At 38.5% G+C, this 16,075-nt stretch carries 13 protein-coding genes and 1 other RNA gene; 9 read left to right on the forward strand and 5 right to left on the reverse strand.

What is annotated here, in order from left to right:
* The first annotated feature begins 23 nt into the window (after nucleotides 1–23).
* The 4 genes from ssrS (at nucleotide 24) to metK (ending at nucleotide 3,777) form a co-directional block, all read left to right on the forward strand.
* Nucleotides 24–205, forward strand: a non-coding RNA gene (gene ssrS, locus H4J70_RS14800) — 6S RNA.
* Between the two features lie 600 nt (nucleotides 206–805).
* Nucleotides 806–1,507, forward strand: a complete 702-nt coding sequence (locus H4J70_RS14805; RefSeq protein ID WP_182251341.1) for an ABC transporter substrate-binding protein — start codon at nucleotides 806–808, stop codon at nucleotides 1,505–1,507.
* A gap of 103 nt (nucleotides 1,508–1,610) precedes the next feature.
* Nucleotides 1,611–2,459, forward strand: coding sequence for a glutamate racemase (murI, locus tag H4J70_RS14810; RefSeq protein ID WP_220465299.1), 849 nt, complete (start codon nucleotides 1,611–1,613; stop codon nucleotides 2,457–2,459).
* A 130-nt stretch (nucleotides 2,460–2,589) separates the two neighbouring features.
* Nucleotides 2,590–3,777 (forward strand): methionine adenosyltransferase, encoded by a 1,188-nt coding sequence (gene metK, locus H4J70_RS14815; protein WP_182213945.1) that lies wholly within the window; start codon nucleotides 2,590–2,592, stop codon nucleotides 3,775–3,777.
* Between the two features lie 92 nt (nucleotides 3,778–3,869).
* Here metK and H4J70_RS14820 read toward each other — a convergent pair whose 3' ends face one another.
* The 3 genes from H4J70_RS14820 to H4J70_RS14830 all read right to left on the reverse strand — a co-directional run bounded on the left by H4J70_RS14820 (nucleotide 3,870) and on the right by H4J70_RS14830 (nucleotide 9,416).
* Nucleotides 3,870–4,850, reverse strand: coding sequence for a rhodanese-related sulfurtransferase (locus H4J70_RS14820; RefSeq protein ID WP_182251347.1), 981 nt, complete (start codon nucleotides 4,848–4,850; stop codon nucleotides 3,870–3,872).
* Nucleotides 4,851–5,113: 263 nt separating this feature from the next.
* Nucleotides 5,114–8,221, reverse strand: a complete 3,108-nt coding sequence (locus H4J70_RS14825; RefSeq protein WP_182244975.1) for an efflux RND transporter permease subunit — start codon at nucleotides 8,219–8,221, stop codon at nucleotides 5,114–5,116.
* Nucleotides 8,222–8,231: 10 nt separating this feature from the next.
* Complete coding sequence (locus tag H4J70_RS14830) at nucleotides 8,232–9,416, reverse strand: efflux RND transporter periplasmic adaptor subunit (protein ID WP_182251342.1); 1,185 nt, start codon at nucleotides 9,414–9,416, stop codon at nucleotides 8,232–8,234.
* A gap of 239 nt (nucleotides 9,417–9,655) precedes the next feature.
* Here H4J70_RS14830 and rsmE point away from each other — a divergent pair, with 239 nt between their 5' ends.
* The 4 genes from rsmE to ruvX all read left to right on the forward strand — a co-directional run bounded on the left by rsmE (nucleotide 9,656) and on the right by ruvX (nucleotide 12,547).
* On the forward strand, nucleotides 9,656–10,417 hold the full coding sequence (gene rsmE / locus H4J70_RS14835; RefSeq protein WP_182213953.1) for a 16S rRNA (uracil(1498)-N(3))-methyltransferase: 762 nt from the start codon (nucleotides 9,656–9,658) through the stop codon (nucleotides 10,415–10,417).
* Nucleotides 10,418–10,441: 24 nt separating this feature from the next.
* A complete protein-coding gene (gene gshB, locus H4J70_RS14840) occupies nucleotides 10,442–11,398 on the forward strand; it encodes a glutathione synthase (RefSeq protein WP_070374249.1) in 957 nt (318 codons plus the stop codon).
* 140 nt (nucleotides 11,399–11,538) lie between these two features.
* Nucleotides 11,539–12,093: a YqgE/AlgH family protein gene (locus H4J70_RS14845; protein ID WP_070374250.1), complete on the forward strand. Its 555-nt coding sequence runs from the start codon at nucleotides 11,539–11,541 to the stop codon at nucleotides 12,091–12,093.
* Between the two features lie 19 nt (nucleotides 12,094–12,112).
* A complete protein-coding gene (gene ruvX, locus H4J70_RS14850; RefSeq protein WP_070374251.1) occupies nucleotides 12,113–12,547 on the forward strand; it encodes a Holliday junction resolvase RuvX in 435 nt (144 codons plus the stop codon).
* Nucleotides 12,548–12,666: 119 nt separating this feature from the next.
* Here ruvX and H4J70_RS14855 read toward each other — a convergent pair whose 3' ends face one another.
* Together H4J70_RS14855 and H4J70_RS14860 are read right to left on the reverse strand one after the other, a co-directional pair.
* The gene (locus H4J70_RS14855; RefSeq protein WP_182213955.1) at nucleotides 12,667–13,794 is read right to left on the reverse strand and encodes a PilT/PilU family type 4a pilus ATPase; all 1,128 of its coding nucleotides are present in this window, start codon (nucleotides 13,792–13,794) and stop codon (nucleotides 12,667–12,669) included.
* Nucleotides 13,795–14,236: 442 nt separating this feature from the next.
* Complete coding sequence (locus tag H4J70_RS14860) at nucleotides 14,237–15,280, reverse strand: type IV pilus twitching motility protein PilT (protein WP_070374253.1); 1,044 nt, start codon at nucleotides 15,278–15,280, stop codon at nucleotides 14,237–14,239.
* 68 nt (nucleotides 15,281–15,348) lie between these two features.
* Between H4J70_RS14860 and H4J70_RS14865 the strand changes: the two genes are divergently transcribed.
* On the forward strand, nucleotides 15,349–16,029 hold the full coding sequence (locus H4J70_RS14865) for a YggS family pyridoxal phosphate-dependent enzyme (protein ID WP_182251348.1): 681 nt from the start codon (nucleotides 15,349–15,351) through the stop codon (nucleotides 16,027–16,029).
* Nucleotides 16,030–16,075 lie beyond the last annotated feature (46 nt).

The following is a 16,075-nucleotide window of genomic DNA, read 5'->3' on the forward strand; positions in this document are numbered from 1 at the left end:
TGAAAAATTAGCTATACTAATTTCGTCTTCTGGGGTGTTTGTATGTTAACTATGTCCCTGAGCCGATAAGTTTTAACTAAGGAAGTTGATTATTAACTATTGTGCAAGCCCGGCTCGTATCGGGAAGCCTACGGTTGAAATGATACCTCCGCCCTGAACACCCGGTGTTCAGGACTAAAGTCGACTGCGGCACCTTGGAAGCATCCTTTTTAAATTCATATTAGACATAATAGGTTTAGACATATTAGGCTTAGACCTGATACCTCCGCGCAGCACCTAACAACACCCAGTGTTCAGGACTAAAGTCGACTGCGGCACCTTGGAAGCATCCTTTTTAAAATCATATTAGACATAGTAGGTTTAAACATATTAGGCTTAGACCTGATACCTCCGCGCAGCACCTAACAACACCCAGTATTCAGGACTAAAGTCGACTGCGGCACCTTGGAAGCATCCTTTTTAAAATCATATTAGACATAGTAGGTTTAAACATATTAGGCTTAAACCTGATACCCCCGCGCAGCACCTAACAACACCCGGTGTTCAGGACTAAAGTCGACTGCGGCACCTTGGAAGCATCCTTTTTAAAATCATATTAGACATAGTAGGTTTAAACATATTAGGCTTAAACCTGATACCCCCGCGCAGCATCTAATAACATCTTATTTATCAAATATTATTTATAATGTTACAGCTGAAATAAAGAATAAAAGGCTAACTTACTATATACTTAATAGACTTATTGTTATTAATTAGGTTACTTGTTTATATGCCTATAAAATACCTCTGTGTAATGCTGTTGCTAATGCTGAATACTTCATCAAGTATCGCTAAGCAACTTGTTGTTACTGAGATATTACCGCCCTACCAATTCTATCAAGAGAATACTGCGCTAAGTGGATTCTCCGTAGAAGTCATGCAGGAAATATTCAAAATTACCGGTGATGAAATTGATTTACAAGTATTCCCTTGGGCTAGAGCTTATAAAACCGCACTTAACCAACCCAATACTCTTATCTTTTCACTATCTCGCACCAAAGTTCGAGAAAATCTATTTATTTGGGGCGGTAAATTAATGAGAGAAGATATTTATGCTTGGTGTTTGCAAGAAAAATTTAAAACACCAATCACTGATATAGAGCAACTTAAAAAATATAAATTGGCGGTCACTAATTCGTCAAGTACCGCTCAATATTTTCAGCAAGAAGACTACCCCTTTATTTATACTGTCGTTTCACCAGAGCAAAGCTTACAGATGCTCTACCTTAATAGAGTTGATTTTATAACGGGAACAAAGAGCACCTTAGTGGCGCGAGCGAGTAAATTAAATTTAGAGGTAAGTAGACTAAAAAAAATTATACCTCTCTCAGTCGTTAATCATGACTTATATTTTGCTTTTAGTCTAAATAGCGATAAAAAGATTGTCACTAAATATACCAACGCTTATAAAATAATAGAGAAAAATGGCACTTTAGACAAACTGAGAAATAAGTGGCAAGTGCAGTAAACGCTACATACTTAGTAAATAATGACTAGTGCGCTTTACTTTTATCTAAAAAATCAATATAACAAAGACGAATTTTATCAGTTAGTTAATAACAATAGACAACATGACCCAAAATCATCTAGCCAACAAATCAAAAAAACCACAAGGGCAAGTTTATGCTGACACACCAGCGATCGGTATTTTTGACTCTGGCATTGGTGGTTTGTCGATTGCTAAGTGTATCCATCAGCATTTACCCAATGAAAATCTTATTTATGTGGCTGATAGTCAATTTGCACCTTATGGCGATAAGTCGTCAGCAGAAATTATTGAACGGGTAAATAAAATTGCTGACTGGTTGATTAGCCAACAGGTAAAAGCCATTGTTGTTGCCTGTAATACCGCAACAGTTAGCGCTATCGATCAACTGCGTTTGAGGGTTTCAATTCCAATTATTGGCGTTGAACCAGCGATAAAACCCGCTGCGTTGCACAGTAAAACAAAGAAGGTAGCTTTGTTAGTAACAGGGGCAACCGCAATAAATACTCGGTTTCTGTCTTTAGTGAATAAGCATAAAAATGGCGCTGAAATTTATATTCAGCCATGCCCTGGCTTAGTGGAGCTTATCGAGCAAGGCCTTCATGAAAGTGAACAGTGCCTTGAAATACTGCATACTTTTTTGCAACCTCTTGTGCAAAGTAATATAGATACCTTAGTCTTAGGTTGTACACATTACCCCTTTGTTCGTTCGCTTATACAAAGAATTGTTGGTGATAAAATTACCATCATGGAAACCGCTCAGCCCGTAACGGATCAACTTACTCGGCAACTGGCAAACCAAGGATTATTGGCAAGTACTCAATCTATTTCACAACAACACTTTTTTAGCTCTAAGGTATCTCAGCAACAAGCCAAATTGATGTCAGTACTTTTTGGTCAGAATGTTACCCTTCAGCAATTTCCTGCTCTATAAATGAACAATTAATAATTATTTTTAGCCGTTTAGCCATCTAGGCGTAAAAAAACTAGAAAATAGTTAATCTTGCAGTTAGAATAACTCCAATTCGAAAATATTTTAAACTATTACATTTTTCTGAGGTTATATGTCTACTCAATTTTTCACTTCTGAATCAGTTTCTGAAGGTCATCCGGATAAAATCGCCGATCAAATTTCTGATGCGGTACTTGATGCTATTATCGCTAAAGATAAGAATGCTCGTGTCGCTTGTGAAACTATGGTGAAAACTGGTGTAGCTATTATTTCAGGTGAAGTTTCTACCACGGCATGGGTTGATCTAGAAGCGATTACCCGTAATGTTATCAGTAATATTGGCTATACTTCGTCTGACGTTGGTTTTGATGGTGAAACTTGTGGCATTATGAATTTAATTGGTCAGCAATCACCTGAGATTGCCCAAGGTGTTGACCGAGCAAACCCTGAAGATCAAGGTGCTGGTGACCAGGGATTAATGTTTGGTTATGCGACCAATGAAACTGAAACGTTAATGCCTGCGCCAATATTTTATTCTCATCGTTTAGTAGAGCGTCAAGCTGAAGTCCGTAAATCAGGGGTCTTACCTTGGTTGCGTCCTGATGCTAAATCTCAAGTCACTTTTATTTATGAAGATAATAAGCCAGTAGCGATTGACGCGGTTGTTTTATCAACTCAACATAATCCAGAAATTTCTCAAGAAGATTTGCACGAAGCTGTGATGGAAAATATCATCAAAGCTGTGTTACCTGCCGAGTTATTAACTAAAGATACTAAATACTTTATTAATCCTACTGGCCGTTTTGTTATTGGTGGTCCGGTAGGTGATTGTGGTTTAACGGGTCGTAAAATTATTGTTGATACCTATGGCGGCATGGCTCGTCATGGTGGTGGTGCTTTCTCAGGAAAAGATCCATCAAAAGTTGATCGCAGTGCTGCTTATGCTGGTCGTTATGTAGCAAAAAACATCGTTGCGGCTGGTTTAGCTGACCGTTGTGAAATTCAAATTTCTTATGCCATTGGTATTGCTGAGCCAACGTCAATTTCAATTGAAACCTTTGGTACCGGTAAAGTCTCTGAAGCAAAATTAATTGAATTGGTAAGAGCACATTTTGATTTACGACCATACGGCATTACTAAGATGCTTGATTTGTTACACCCTATGTATCAGATGACAGCAGCTTACGGACATTTTGGTCGTGAACCTGTTGAAGTCACTGTTGGTGATGATACTTTTACTGCATTTACGTGGGAAAGAACTGATAAAGCTGACGCACTTAGAAAAGCTGCTGGTTTTTAGTTTTAACGACTAAACATCAAGGCTCCTAATAAAAAAAGCGACTTAATAAGTCGCTTTTTTTATGTTCAAAGGGTAAATAGCAACCTAGCTCATCACGACTTAGTCGACTGTGCTTTTTTGCTGGCAACTTTATCTTTTCGTCGTTGTTCGATAACATCTTGAACATTGCCACCAATATGCTTTTCGCCTCGTTGGTTCGCTAAATTTATTTGACGCTCACGCTCAGCGAAACCACTGCGCTGCTCGTCGGTATACTTGTCATAACAACGATGACAACTCACACCTTTAACATAGTGTTCGCTTTGCATTTCTTCGCTTGTTATCGGGTAACGACAAGCAAAACATTGGTCGTACTGGCCTTGCTCTAAACCATGTCCAACGGCAACACGGCCATCAAAAACAAAACATTCGCCTTCCCACATTGAATTCTCTTGTTCAACTTCTTCTAAATATTTAAGCACACCTCCCTCAAGGTGGTAAACGTCTTCGAAGCCTTGCTCTTTCAAGTAAGCTGTTGATTTTTCGCAACGAATACCACCAGTACAATACATAGCCACTTTTTTGTGCTTATTTTTATCTAAATGTTGGGCAACATATTCTGGAAATTCACGGAACGTTTCAGTATTAGGGTTAACGGCGTTTTTAAAGGTACCAATTTCAATTTCATAATCGTTACGCGTATCAATCAATAAAACTTCTGGATCTGAAATAAGCGCATTCCAGTCTTTTGGTTTCACATAAGTACCAACGGTTAATAATGGGTCAATGCCTTCAACACCCATAGTAACAATTTCTTTTTTTAATTTTACTTTGCTACGTTGAAAAGGGTTTTCATCAGCATATGAATATTTATGAGAAACATTAATTAAACGTTCATCCGTCTCTAAATGAGCTAAAAGCAGATCGATACTGGCTTTTGTACCTGCAACCGTACCGTTAATACCTTCGTTAGCGAGTAATAACGTACCTTTGATCTCGTTTTCTAACATAACGCTTAATAAAGGTGATTTAAGTTGTTCGAAGTTTTCTAAGCGCACAAATTTATAAAGTGCACAGACAGTAATATTTTGCATAGTAATATTTTGCATAGTAATAATACCCATTGAGCCAGCCAGAACGTAAATCCGGAGCTGTAGATTAATATAAAACCAACACCTGCTACTAGCGATGTTAGTCGAAAGATGCGCATTCTATCAAAAGCGCTTATTTAGATAAAGTACCTCGTCGCTCGCCTTAATTATAAAGTTGTTGTCTATCGTATTATTTAGAGCTAAAAAAAGACTTAACACCACAGTGAAAAGTCTTTTAAAAGGCAAAGTATTTCAATAAAAACTCGTTAACTCGGTGAGCCTTTAAGTTTTTCGCGCAACCTTTGAATAATCATATAGAAATATGGCACAAGTAAAGTACCCAATATAGTAGCAGCTAACATACCTGATAGTACGGTAACACCCAAGAATATCCGGCTACTAGCGCCTGCCCCCGAAGACATAACCAAAGGAATTACACCTAACACAAAAGAGAGTGCAGTCATTAATACGGCTCTAAATCTTAATTTTGCGGCATCAAGCGCGGCTTCCATAATACTTTTACCTGCGGCTCTAAGTTCCATGGCAAATTCAACAATAAGAATCGCGGTTTTAGTCGATAAGCCGATGAGTAGCACTAACCCCACCTGAGCATAAATGTTATTCTCCATGCCCAAGATATACAGCGTTAACATTGAACCAAACAATGCCAAGGGAACCGCTGCGATAACCGAGAATGGTATGGTCCAGCTTTCATATTGCGCCACTAAAAATAAGTAAACAAACAACAATGCTAAGCCAAATAGAACAGGTGCTAAATTACCTGCCTCAATTTCTTGTTTAGACTGCCCGGCCCATTCGAAAATATAGCCCTGAGGTAAGTTTCCAGCTAATTCTTCCATAATAGCTATTGCCTCACCTGATGAATGACCACTCGCTGCTTGCCCAGTAATGTTAGCACTACGATATAAATTAAAGTGTCCGATACTTGTTGGTCCTAAAATAGGTTCTAACTTAGCCAGTGTCGTTAATGGCACCATTTCACCCTCTTGATTACGGACAAAATAGTGACGTAAGTCAGACGGGTCTTTGCGGAACTCTTTTTCTGCTTGAACAGTTACTCTATAAGTACGACCAAACTGGCTAAAATCGTTAATATACATTGAGCCAAGTTGGGCTTGTAAAGTAATAAAAATATCAGACAAAGCGACACCTTGGGCTTTGGCTTTATTTCGATCGACCTCTAAAAAATATTGCGGAACATTAGCGCGGTAAGTACTAAAAACTTGATTTAATTCAGGACGCTGATTAGCTTCATAAATAAGACCATTCATCACTTGCGCCAAATCACTTGGGCTTCTGCCTTCACTATCTTGTAATTTAAATTCAAACCCCGAACTTGACCCTAGCCCAGGAATAGGCGGCGGGTTAAATATCATGATTTGCGCGTCTGGTATGGTCCAAAGTTGCCCCATTAAACGTTGAATAACAGCACGTAACGCTAATTCTGGTTCAGTTCTGTCCTCCCAATCTTTTAGCATAATAATGCCTAAACCATTATTAGAACCCGCTCCTCCTAATAATGAAAAACCAGCAACAGTAATCACATCAGTCACCGCAGGATCAGCTTTTATTATCGGCGTTATTTTATCAATAAGTGCTTGTGTTCTATTACTCGATGCAGCATCTGGTAATTGAATATTAAGAAAAACATAACCTTGGTCTTCACTTGGCACAAACCCCGAAGGTACCGACGTTGTTAACCAACCAGTTGCCATAAATAAAACACCAACAATAATACCAACACGAGCGGCGCGTTTTAATAAAAAATTTACCGCTGTGGTATAGCCTCCAGTCATCTTCTTAATACCCCGTTCAAAGGGAATTAACCATTTTATTGGCTTCATATTATCTTTACTTAATAACACCGTACAAAGCGCAGGGCTAAGTGTTAAGGCATTAACAGAAGAAATGATAACGGCAAATGAAATAGTAACCGAGAATTGTTTGTACAGTTCTCCGGTAATACCTGGCATAAAGGCCACAGGAATAAATACTGCTAGTAACACCAAAGTAGTCGCTATAATAGGACCTGAGACTTGTTCCATTGCCTTAGTGACAGCGGCTTTTATTTCAAGTTGCTCTTCTTTAAGGATTCGTTCTACGTTTTCAATAACGATAATCGCATCGTCAACGACTATACCTATCGCCAGCACTAAGCCAAAAAGAGTGATAGTGTTAATCGAATAGTCCATGGCCAACATAAAGGCAAAAGTACCTATTAATGACACAGGTATCGCGATGGTCGGAATAAGTGTTGCTCGCCAATTTTGTAAAAATAAGAACACTACTAAAACTACTAAGACTATCGCCTGAAATAAAGTCACTTTCACTTCGTCAATAGAGCGTAAGATAAACTCAGTGGTATCGTAAGGGATAGCGTATTCAAGCCCTGCAGGAAAACGTGTTGATAGTTTTTCCATTTCCAGTTTAACCAAACGAGCAACTTCTGTTGCATTTGCACCAGGTAATTGATAAATAACTAAGAATGCAGTTTCGTTGCCATTTAAGCGTGCTTGAACACCATAGTTTTGCGATCCTAGTTCTAAGCGTGCAATATCGGACAAACGGACAAAATTACCGTTTGTGCGAGCACGAACAATGGTTTGCCCGAACTCTTCAACCGTTTTTAAGCGCCCTCTTGCTTGAATGGAGTACTCAAATTGTTGGTTAGGCAATGCCGGGCTTGCACCTAACTTGCCAGCAGCAACAATTAAATTTTGTTCTTGAAGGGCTTGTTTTACCTCGGTAACGGTAACCCCTAATGATGCCATACGGTCGGGTCTTAACCATGCACGCATGCTGTAAGTCATTTCACCCATCACACTGGCTTCAGCAACGCCAGGGATACGTCCTAACGGTTCAGTTAGTGAATTAGTCGCATAGTTACTTAAAAATAATTGGTCGATTTCAGCTTGTTTTGAAAATAAATTGATCGCCATTAACATCGAGCTAGACTTTTTCTTAACCGTAACCCCCAAGCGTGTTACTTCTGAAGGCAATGCACTTTGAGCCAATGCGACACGATTTTGCACATTGACCTGTGCCATATTGTCATCGATACCGACTTTAAAAAACACGGTAATGGTTGCTGAGCCATTATTTGAAGCGGTTGATTCGATGTACATCATATCTTCGACACCATTGATTTTTTCTTCAATGGGACGAATAACTGACTCTTCGACAACTTGCGCACTCGCACCTGGATACACCGCAGTAATTTGCACTTGTGGTGGTGTTATTTGTGGGTACATATTAACGGGTAATAAGCCCATAGCAATGAGGCCTGCTAAGGTGATAACAATTGAAATAACAAAGGCAAACTTGGGGCGATGAATAAACGTTTTACTGATCATAGCAGTCCCCTTATTGGGCTAAAAAGTCAGAAATAATACCGGTAAATGGATCAATACTTTTAGCTACGGGTTTAACTTCAACACCATTTCTGACTTTTTGTAAACCTTCGACAATAACCCGCTCGTTGGCGTTAATACCTGATTCAACCACCCACATTGCATTAATTCTTCGCCCTAAAGTAACCAGACGCTGTGAAACTTTATTATCTTTGCCAACAACAAGGACAAATTTTCCTTGTTGGCTTTCCTGTACAGCGACCTGAGGCACTAAGGCCATTTGTTCTTTTTTCTTACCTTCTATAATTAAAGTAAGAAATAAACCGGGCACAATAATACCATCAGGGTTATTAAATATTGCGCGTAATTCAACCGTTCCCATGCCTTGATCTATTTTTGTTCCGGCAAACGTTAACAGGCCCTTTTCACTATATTGAGTGTTATTAGGTAAAAGTAAGGAAATATCAATCGATAAATCTTCAGGCTTTTGAGTGTTTTTATGTTTTTGTAAATAAGAAACATATTCGCTTTCTTCTACTTGAAAACTGACATACATAGGATCTGTTGCTGTTAATGTCGCCAGTGTGTTACTACTTGGGCTGATAATCGTGCCAATACTATAATTTACTTTGCCAATACGTCCTGAAAATGGCGCTTTAATAACGGTGTAACTTAAATTCAACTCAGCGTTTTCTAATGTTGATTGGGCGACCTGCACTGATGCCCTTGCTTGTGAATCATTAGTTATTAATTTATCGAGATCAGATTGAGAAATATAACCTTGCCCTGCGACTTCACGCCCACGTTTTAAGTCTCTTGCAGCACCATTAGCACCAGCGACTTTACTGGCTAAATCGGCTTTTGCTGACTCTAAAGAAACTTGGTAAGCCGCGGGATCAATATTAAGTAACACTTGAGATTTTTCAACAATAGAGCCTTCACTAAAGTTACGATCGATTAACTCACCTTCAACCCTAGCGCGTAAGTCAACTTCTTTTGACGCAACTGAACGAGCAACAAATTCACGGTAACTACCAATTTCATTGACCTTTATTTGATAAACAGAAACAGCGGGAGCAGGAGCTGCTATTTTAACTTGTTCAACTTGTCCACAACTTATCACTGTAAAAGTCATCACTGATAAAAGACTAACGCGAAATAAAATAGGTTGAAAAGCTTGCTGATATTTTGTGAACATCTATGTTCTCCGTTTAGTGCTCACAGCACGTGACAAAACTACTATTAAGAATAAATTGCTAAAGAATATATTATTACATGTGATGATAGTTAATTCAGTCTGAAAATGTATTTAAACATTGAAAACACCTTATGCTTTTTTTAAATAGCCGTTTTTACGCTATTTTATAAAATCATAATTGAAATATGAGCAAGTCGCCCTTATATTTCTTGATAAGATAATAAAAAATATTAATAAAAATGAGCAATCCTAGAATTTTTCAGCAACAATCATTTTCTGTTGGCGACACTATTACTTTAAGTGAAGATGCCTTTGGCCATACCATAAGAGTTCTGCGTTTAAAAAGTGGTGATGATTTAACCCTTTTTAATGGCGAATTAAACCAAGGTGTACTTGGCGATTATCAAGCTGAAATAACTGACGTTAGTAAAAAAAATGCCCAAGTCATTATAAAATCGTTCAGCGAAAAAAATGTTGAATCACCATTAAATATTCATTTAGGGCAAGGTATTTCACGTGGCGACCGAATGGACTTTACCTTACAAAAATCGGTGGAGCTGGGTGTTAACACCATTACCCCGCTATTTACCGAACGTTGCGGAGTAAAGCTAAACGGCGATCGCTTACAGAAAAAAATAGACCAATGGCAAAAAATAGTGGTCAGTGCTTGTGAACAAAGTGGCCGTTGTTCGGTCCCTATTGTTATGCCTGCTGTTTATTTAGATGAATGGCTAACTCAACAAACTGCTTCATTAAAACTAAATTTACACCCAAAAGCGCAATACTCAATAATGAATTTGCCTGAAAAAAACATCAATGATTCAAATCAGCGAGTGCGTTTACTTATTGGTCCAGAAGGCGGTTTAAGTGACGATGAAATTAAACGAGCCAATCAAGCCTCTTTTGTTGATGTTTTATTAGGACCAAGAATATTAAGAACAGAAACGGCAGCATTAACGGCAATTACCGCATTGCAATGCCGCTTTGGCGATATTAATTAGTAACGAACACATTAGGAAATAAAGATGACAATTAAACTTGGCGTAGTAATGGACCCTATTTCACAGGTCAATGTAAAGAAAGATTCATCTATGGCGATGATGTTCGAAGCTCAAAAGCGCGGTTACGAAATTTATTACATGGAAATGAAAGATTTATACCTTGATCAAGGACAATGCCGTGCCACAGCACAAAAATTAAAGGTTTTTGACGATCCTCAACATTGGTATGAACTAGACGAAGTAAACGACATAGCTGTTTCAGAACTTGACGCGGTTTTAATGCGTAAAGATCCTCCTTTTGATACCGAATTTATCTACGCGACCTACATGCTTGAGCGCGCAGAAGTTGAAGGCACATTAATTGTAAACAAACCACAAAGCTTGCGTGACTGTAACGAAAAACTTTTCACCGCTTGGTTTGCAGAGTTGACACCACGTACCTTAGTGACACGTAACAATGATAAAATTCGTGAATTTCATCAAAAAGAAAAAGACATTATTATTAAGCCACTTGATGGCATGGGCGGTGCGTCAATTTTTCGTATAAAAGAAAATGATGCTAATGTCGGTGTTATATTAGAAACACTCACCAACCACGGTAATCAATACGCCATGGTGCAAGAATTCATGCCTGAAATTAAAGATGGTGATAAACGTATTCTTATTGTTAATGGTGAACCTATGCCTTATTGCCTTGCACGTATCCCTGCACAAGGTGAAACGCGTGGTAATCTAGCTGCCGGTGGCCGTGGTGAAGCAAGACCCCTTAGTGCTACCGATAGGTTAATTGCTGAAACTATTGCACCAGAATTGAAGAAACGTGGTCTATACTTTGTTGGGTTAGATGTTATTGGTGACAAAGTTACCGAAATTAACGTTACCAGTCCCACCTGTATCCGAGAAATTGAAGCTGCATATCCTATTAATATCAGTGGAAAATTAATGGATGCAATAGAAGAAAATATTCGTCCTAGAGTATAAATATTTTAGTTATATTTTTTACCATTTAAAGTTATGAGTCTCTACTAGCGGTGATCCTTTGAAATAAACGATCACCATACCTCTATAAAAACAATGATACATAGAGTTTGTTTAAAACTTAAAGTGTAAAAGGTGATGGTATGGAAAGCTTAGAAAATCAACTATTAATTGCAATGCCTGCATTAGACGATGCCTATTTTAATAAAACCGTAACTTATATTTGTGAGCACAATGAAGAAGGCGCTATGGGTCTTATTATTAACTTACCCGTTAACGTCACTTTAAACGAATTGCTCATCCAGATAGATGCTAAAAAAGAACAAGCACCTGAGTTAGGTCAACAAGTGCTAACCGGAGGTCCTGTTTCTCAAGACCGAGGTTTTGTTCTACATAGCCCACAAGATTGCTGGAAACAATCGTTATCGCTAAGTAAAGAGGTCATGATCACCACCTCTAAAGATATTTTAATGGCGTTAGGGACAGAAGGTGCGCCTGAAAAATATATGGTTACCTTAGGTTATGCTGGTTGGGGGCCTGGTCAATTAGAAGAAGAAATAAAAACTAACGCCTGGCTTTTAACCCCTGCTGATGGTGATATTGTTTTTAATACACCGATTGAGCAGCGCTGGAAAAAAGCCACAGAAAAACTAGGTATTGATATGGCTCATTTATCTACGGATATTGGCCATGCTTAACAACATTGAGGAATAATAAGTGTCAAAAGATGTCGGCCAACGCACCGTTTTAGGTTTTGATTTTGGTAAAAAATATATTGGCGTTGCTGTTGGCCAAGAAATGACCGGAAGTGCCTCTCCTTTAGGCTCGATTAGAGCTAAAGAAGGTATTCCTAATGAGATGGAATTAACAAAATTTATTAAAGAATGGCAACCTGACTATTTAGTAGTGGGATTACCCTTAAATATGGATGGTAGTGAGCAACAATTAACCCTTGATGCCAAAAAATTTGGTAACCGCTTATCGAATAAATTCGCCCTGAAGGTAGAATTTCAAGATGAACGTTTAACCACAGCAGATGCCAAAGAACGTTTATTTGCCGCAGGAGGCTATCGTAATTTAAAAAAGGATAATATTGATGCTGAGTCAGCAAGATTAATTATTGAAAGCTATTTTGAAACGCTTTACGACTAGAAAATAGCAACATAGTCAAACCACATAAAGCTCATGCGTCAAGTGGTTTGACTATCTATTGTTACACGGTTCAAGAAACTTAGCTTAACACCTAGCAATGTTTCTTAAGTATCTGTTAACTAAATATCTTTAGGGCCAAAACCGTCAATGGTCACGCCACTTAATGCACCGGTGCCTCCTTGCTCATTACTGCGCAACTTAATCATTAAGCGTAAATCATTAGGTGAATCAGCATGATGCAATGCATCAGCATAGTTTATTGAGCCTTTTTGATACAACTCAAACAAAGCACCATCAAAGGTCTGCATGCCAAGTTCTTTAGACTTTTCCATCACTTCTTTAATACTACCAATATCACCTTTTTTAATAAGTTCAGCGATATAAGGCGAGTTAAGTAAGATCTCAATCGCCGCAACACGCCCGTTACCGTCGCAGGTAGGGATCAGTTGCTGAGCGATAATACCGCGTAAATTTAACGCTAAATCAAACAATAACTTGCCATGTTGATCGGCAGGCACTAAATGCATAATACGGTCAATCGCTTGGTTAGCATTATTTGCATGCAAGGTTGCGATACATAAGTGCCCGGTTTCAGCAAAGCTTAACGCATGTTCCATGGTTTCTTGGTTACGGATCTCACCAATTAAGATAACATCGGGTGCTTGGCGTAATGAGCTTTTTAAGGCCGCATCGAAACTTTCAGTGTCTAAGCCAACCTCTCGTTGCGTTACCATACAACGCGCATGTTCATGAACAAATTCAACAGGGTCTTCAATGGTAAGAATATGGCCACGCGAATTTTTATTACGATAGCCAATCAATGAAGCCATTGATGTTGATTTACCCGTACCCGTGCCACCAACAAAAAGTACTAAACCGCGCTTTGACATGACTACATCTTTTAAGATTGGCGGTAAACCGAGTTCGTCAGCATCAGGAATTTCTGTGACGATACGTCGGACAACCATACCTGCCATATCGCGTTGCCAAAAGGCTGAAATACGGAAGCGGCCAATGTCGTCAATTGAAATGGCAAAGTTACATTCTTTCTCTTCAGTAAATTGCTTTTTCTGTTTATCGTTCATTGCGTTATGAACAAGCGCTAACGATTCATCGCTTGTTAAAAGGTGATCATCGATTGCTTGTAACTCGCCATTTACTTTGGCGCTTACCGCAAGCTTAGCGGTAACAAACATATCAGAGGCACCTTCTTTTACCATCTTTTGTAATAAGTCATGAAAATTCATTGATCTTTCTCTTATCTTTTAAACCGTAATGTGAAGTAATAGACACCTAGGGTTTGAGCTAGTTTTAAAAACCTCTAAATTGATTTTTATCAACTGCTTTTTCCATCGCATCCTGTTTAGTTATTAGGCCTCTATTCACTAGACCTTGTAGACAATAGATACCCATGGTTTGACCGTGCTTTAAAAGCCTCTAAATTGATTTTTATCCACTGCTTTTTCCATCGCATCTTGTTTAGTTATCAGGCCTCTATTCACTAGACCTTGCAAGCAATAGATACCCATGGTTTGAGCTGGCTTTAGAAACCTCTAAATTAGAAGCCTCTAAATTGATTTTTATCCACTGCTTTTTCCATCGCATCTTGTTTAGTTATCAGGCCTCTATTCACTACACCTTGCAAGCAATAGATACCCATGGTTTGAGCTGGCTTTAGAAACCTCTAAATTAGAAGCCTCTAAATTGATTTTTATCAACCGCTTTTTCCATCGCATCTTGTTTAGTTATCAGGCCTCTATTCACTAGACCTTGCAAGCACTGATCCATGGTTTGCATACCATGAGACATACCGGTTTGAATGGCACTGTACATCTGCGCTATTTTGTCTTCACGAATTAAATTTCTTATTGCAGGAACACCTAACATTATCTCATGAGCGGCAACACGACCCCCACCCACTTTTTTAATCAAGGTTTGTGAAATAACCGCACGAAGTGATTCTGATAACATTGAACGCACCATAGATTTCTCTTCACCGGGGAAAACATCAATGATACGGTCGATGGTTTTTGGTGCAGAGGTTGTATGTAAAGTACCAAAAACTAAGTGGCCGGTTTCCGCCGCTGTCATCGCTAAACGAATGGTTTCTAAGTCGCGCATTTCACCAACAAGAATAACATCAGGGTCTTCACGTAAAGCACTGCGCAGAGCAGCTTCAAAACTTAGTGTATCGCGATGAACCTCACGTTGGTTTATTAAACATTTTTTGTTTTCGTGAACAAACTCAATAGGATCTTCAATGGTAAGAATATGATCGTGTTTGTTGTTATTAATATAATCGACCATAGCCGCTAAAGTGGTTGATTTACCTGAGCCTGTTGGGCCCGTGACTAAAACTAAGCCTCTAGGTATATCAGAAATTTCACGAAAGATATCAGGACAGCCTAAATCATCTAAGGATAATATTTTGCTTGGAATAGTACGAAATACCGCTGCAGGGCCACGATTTTGATTAAAAGCATTGACACGAAAACGTGCTAAATTTGGCACTTCAAAAGAAAAATCGACTTCTAAATTTTCTTCATACTCTTTGCGTTGACGATCATTCATAATATCATAGACCAGAGCATTAACATCTTTCTCGTCAAATGCTGGGATATTGAGTTTACGTACGTCACCGTCAACACGAATTGAAGGCGGAGTGCCTGCAGATAAATGTAGATCAGATGCATTATTTTCCACACTAAAGGCAAGTAATTCGGTAATATCCATAAAAAGACCTCTTAATAATTATTTTTTATAATATAAAGTAAGTTGAAACTAAATTGACACAAAACAATATGACACCCATTAAAGATAATCTTGCTAAGATAAATCTGCAAATTTTTAATGCTTGCGAGCTAGCAAAACGTCCATCTTCACAGGTGACCTTACTCGCGGTAAGTAAAACCAAAACTAGTACCATGATCGAACAAGCTTATTTAGCGGGCCAACGAGAATTTGGTGAAAACTATATTCAAGAAGCCGTTGAAAAAATAGCAGAATTACAAAGTTTGTCAGACATTACTTGGCATTTTATTGGTCCTATACAGTCAAACAAAACACGATTAATTGCTGATAACTTTGCTTGGGTACATAGTGTTGACCGCATTAAAGTAGCAAAACGCCTTAATGATCATAGGTCTAGCCAAGATACTCCCCTCAACGTTTGTTTACAAGTCAATATTAGTGGCGAAGAAAGCAAGTCTGGCATAGCCGTTAAAGATATTAAAGCGTTAGTTGATTGTATTGAGCATTGCCCACATTTAACCCTTCGCGGCTTAATGGCTATCCCTGAGAAAAATGCCTCTGAACAAAGTTTTGAAAAAATGCAGCAACTTTATACGCAATTAAAAAAAGAACATCCTAGTATGGATACTTTATCGATGGGCATGTCAGGTGACTTGAGTGACGCTATTGCCAAAGGTTCGACTATGGTCAGAGTTGGCTCAGCCATTTTTGGCGCTAGAGAAGATAAATAGTTATATTCGGATACAATCTATTTCACTTTCTTTAAGTATAATTCGT

Origin of the sequence: Colwellia sp. BRX8-9 (genome assembly GCF_014077245.1) — a bacterium.
Taxonomy (GTDB): Bacteria; Pseudomonadota; Gammaproteobacteria; order Enterobacterales; family Alteromonadaceae; genus Colwellia_A.

Coding starts and splice junctions, on each gene's coding strand:
- H4J70_RS14805 (WP_182251341.1), top strand. CDS start 806: ATGCTGAATACTTCATCAAGTATCGCTAAGCAACTTGTTGTTACTGAG.
- murI (WP_220465299.1), top strand. CDS start 1,611: ATGACCCAAAATCATCTAGCCAACAAATCAAAAAAACCACAAGGGCAA.
- metK (WP_182213945.1), top strand. CDS start 2,590: ATGTCTACTCAATTTTTCACTTCTGAATCAGTTTCTGAAGGTCATCCG.
- H4J70_RS14820 (WP_182251347.1), bottom strand. CDS start 4,850: ATGCAAAATATTACTGTCTGTGCACTTTATAAATTTGTGCGCTTAGAA.
- H4J70_RS14825 (WP_182244975.1), bottom strand. CDS start 8,221: ATGATCAGTAAAACGTTTATTCATCGCCCCAAGTTTGCCTTTGTTATT.
- H4J70_RS14830 (WP_182251342.1), bottom strand. CDS start 9,416: ATGTTCACAAAATATCAGCAAGCTTTTCAACCTATTTTATTTCGCGTT.
- rsmE (WP_182213953.1), top strand. CDS start 9,656: ATGAGCAATCCTAGAATTTTTCAGCAACAATCATTTTCTGTTGGCGAC.
- gshB (WP_070374249.1), top strand. CDS start 10,442: ATGACAATTAAACTTGGCGTAGTAATGGACCCTATTTCACAGGTCAAT.
- H4J70_RS14845 (WP_070374250.1), top strand. CDS start 11,539: ATGGAAAGCTTAGAAAATCAACTATTAATTGCAATGCCTGCATTAGAC.
- H4J70_RS14855 (WP_182213955.1), bottom strand. CDS start 13,794: ATGAATTTTCATGACTTATTACAAAAGATGGTAAAAGAAGGTGCCTCT.
- H4J70_RS14860 (WP_070374253.1), bottom strand. CDS start 15,280: ATGGATATTACCGAATTACTTGCCTTTAGTGTGGAAAATAATGCATCT.
- H4J70_RS14865 (WP_182251348.1), top strand. CDS start 15,349: ATGACACCCATTAAAGATAATCTTGCTAAGATAAATCTGCAAATTTTT.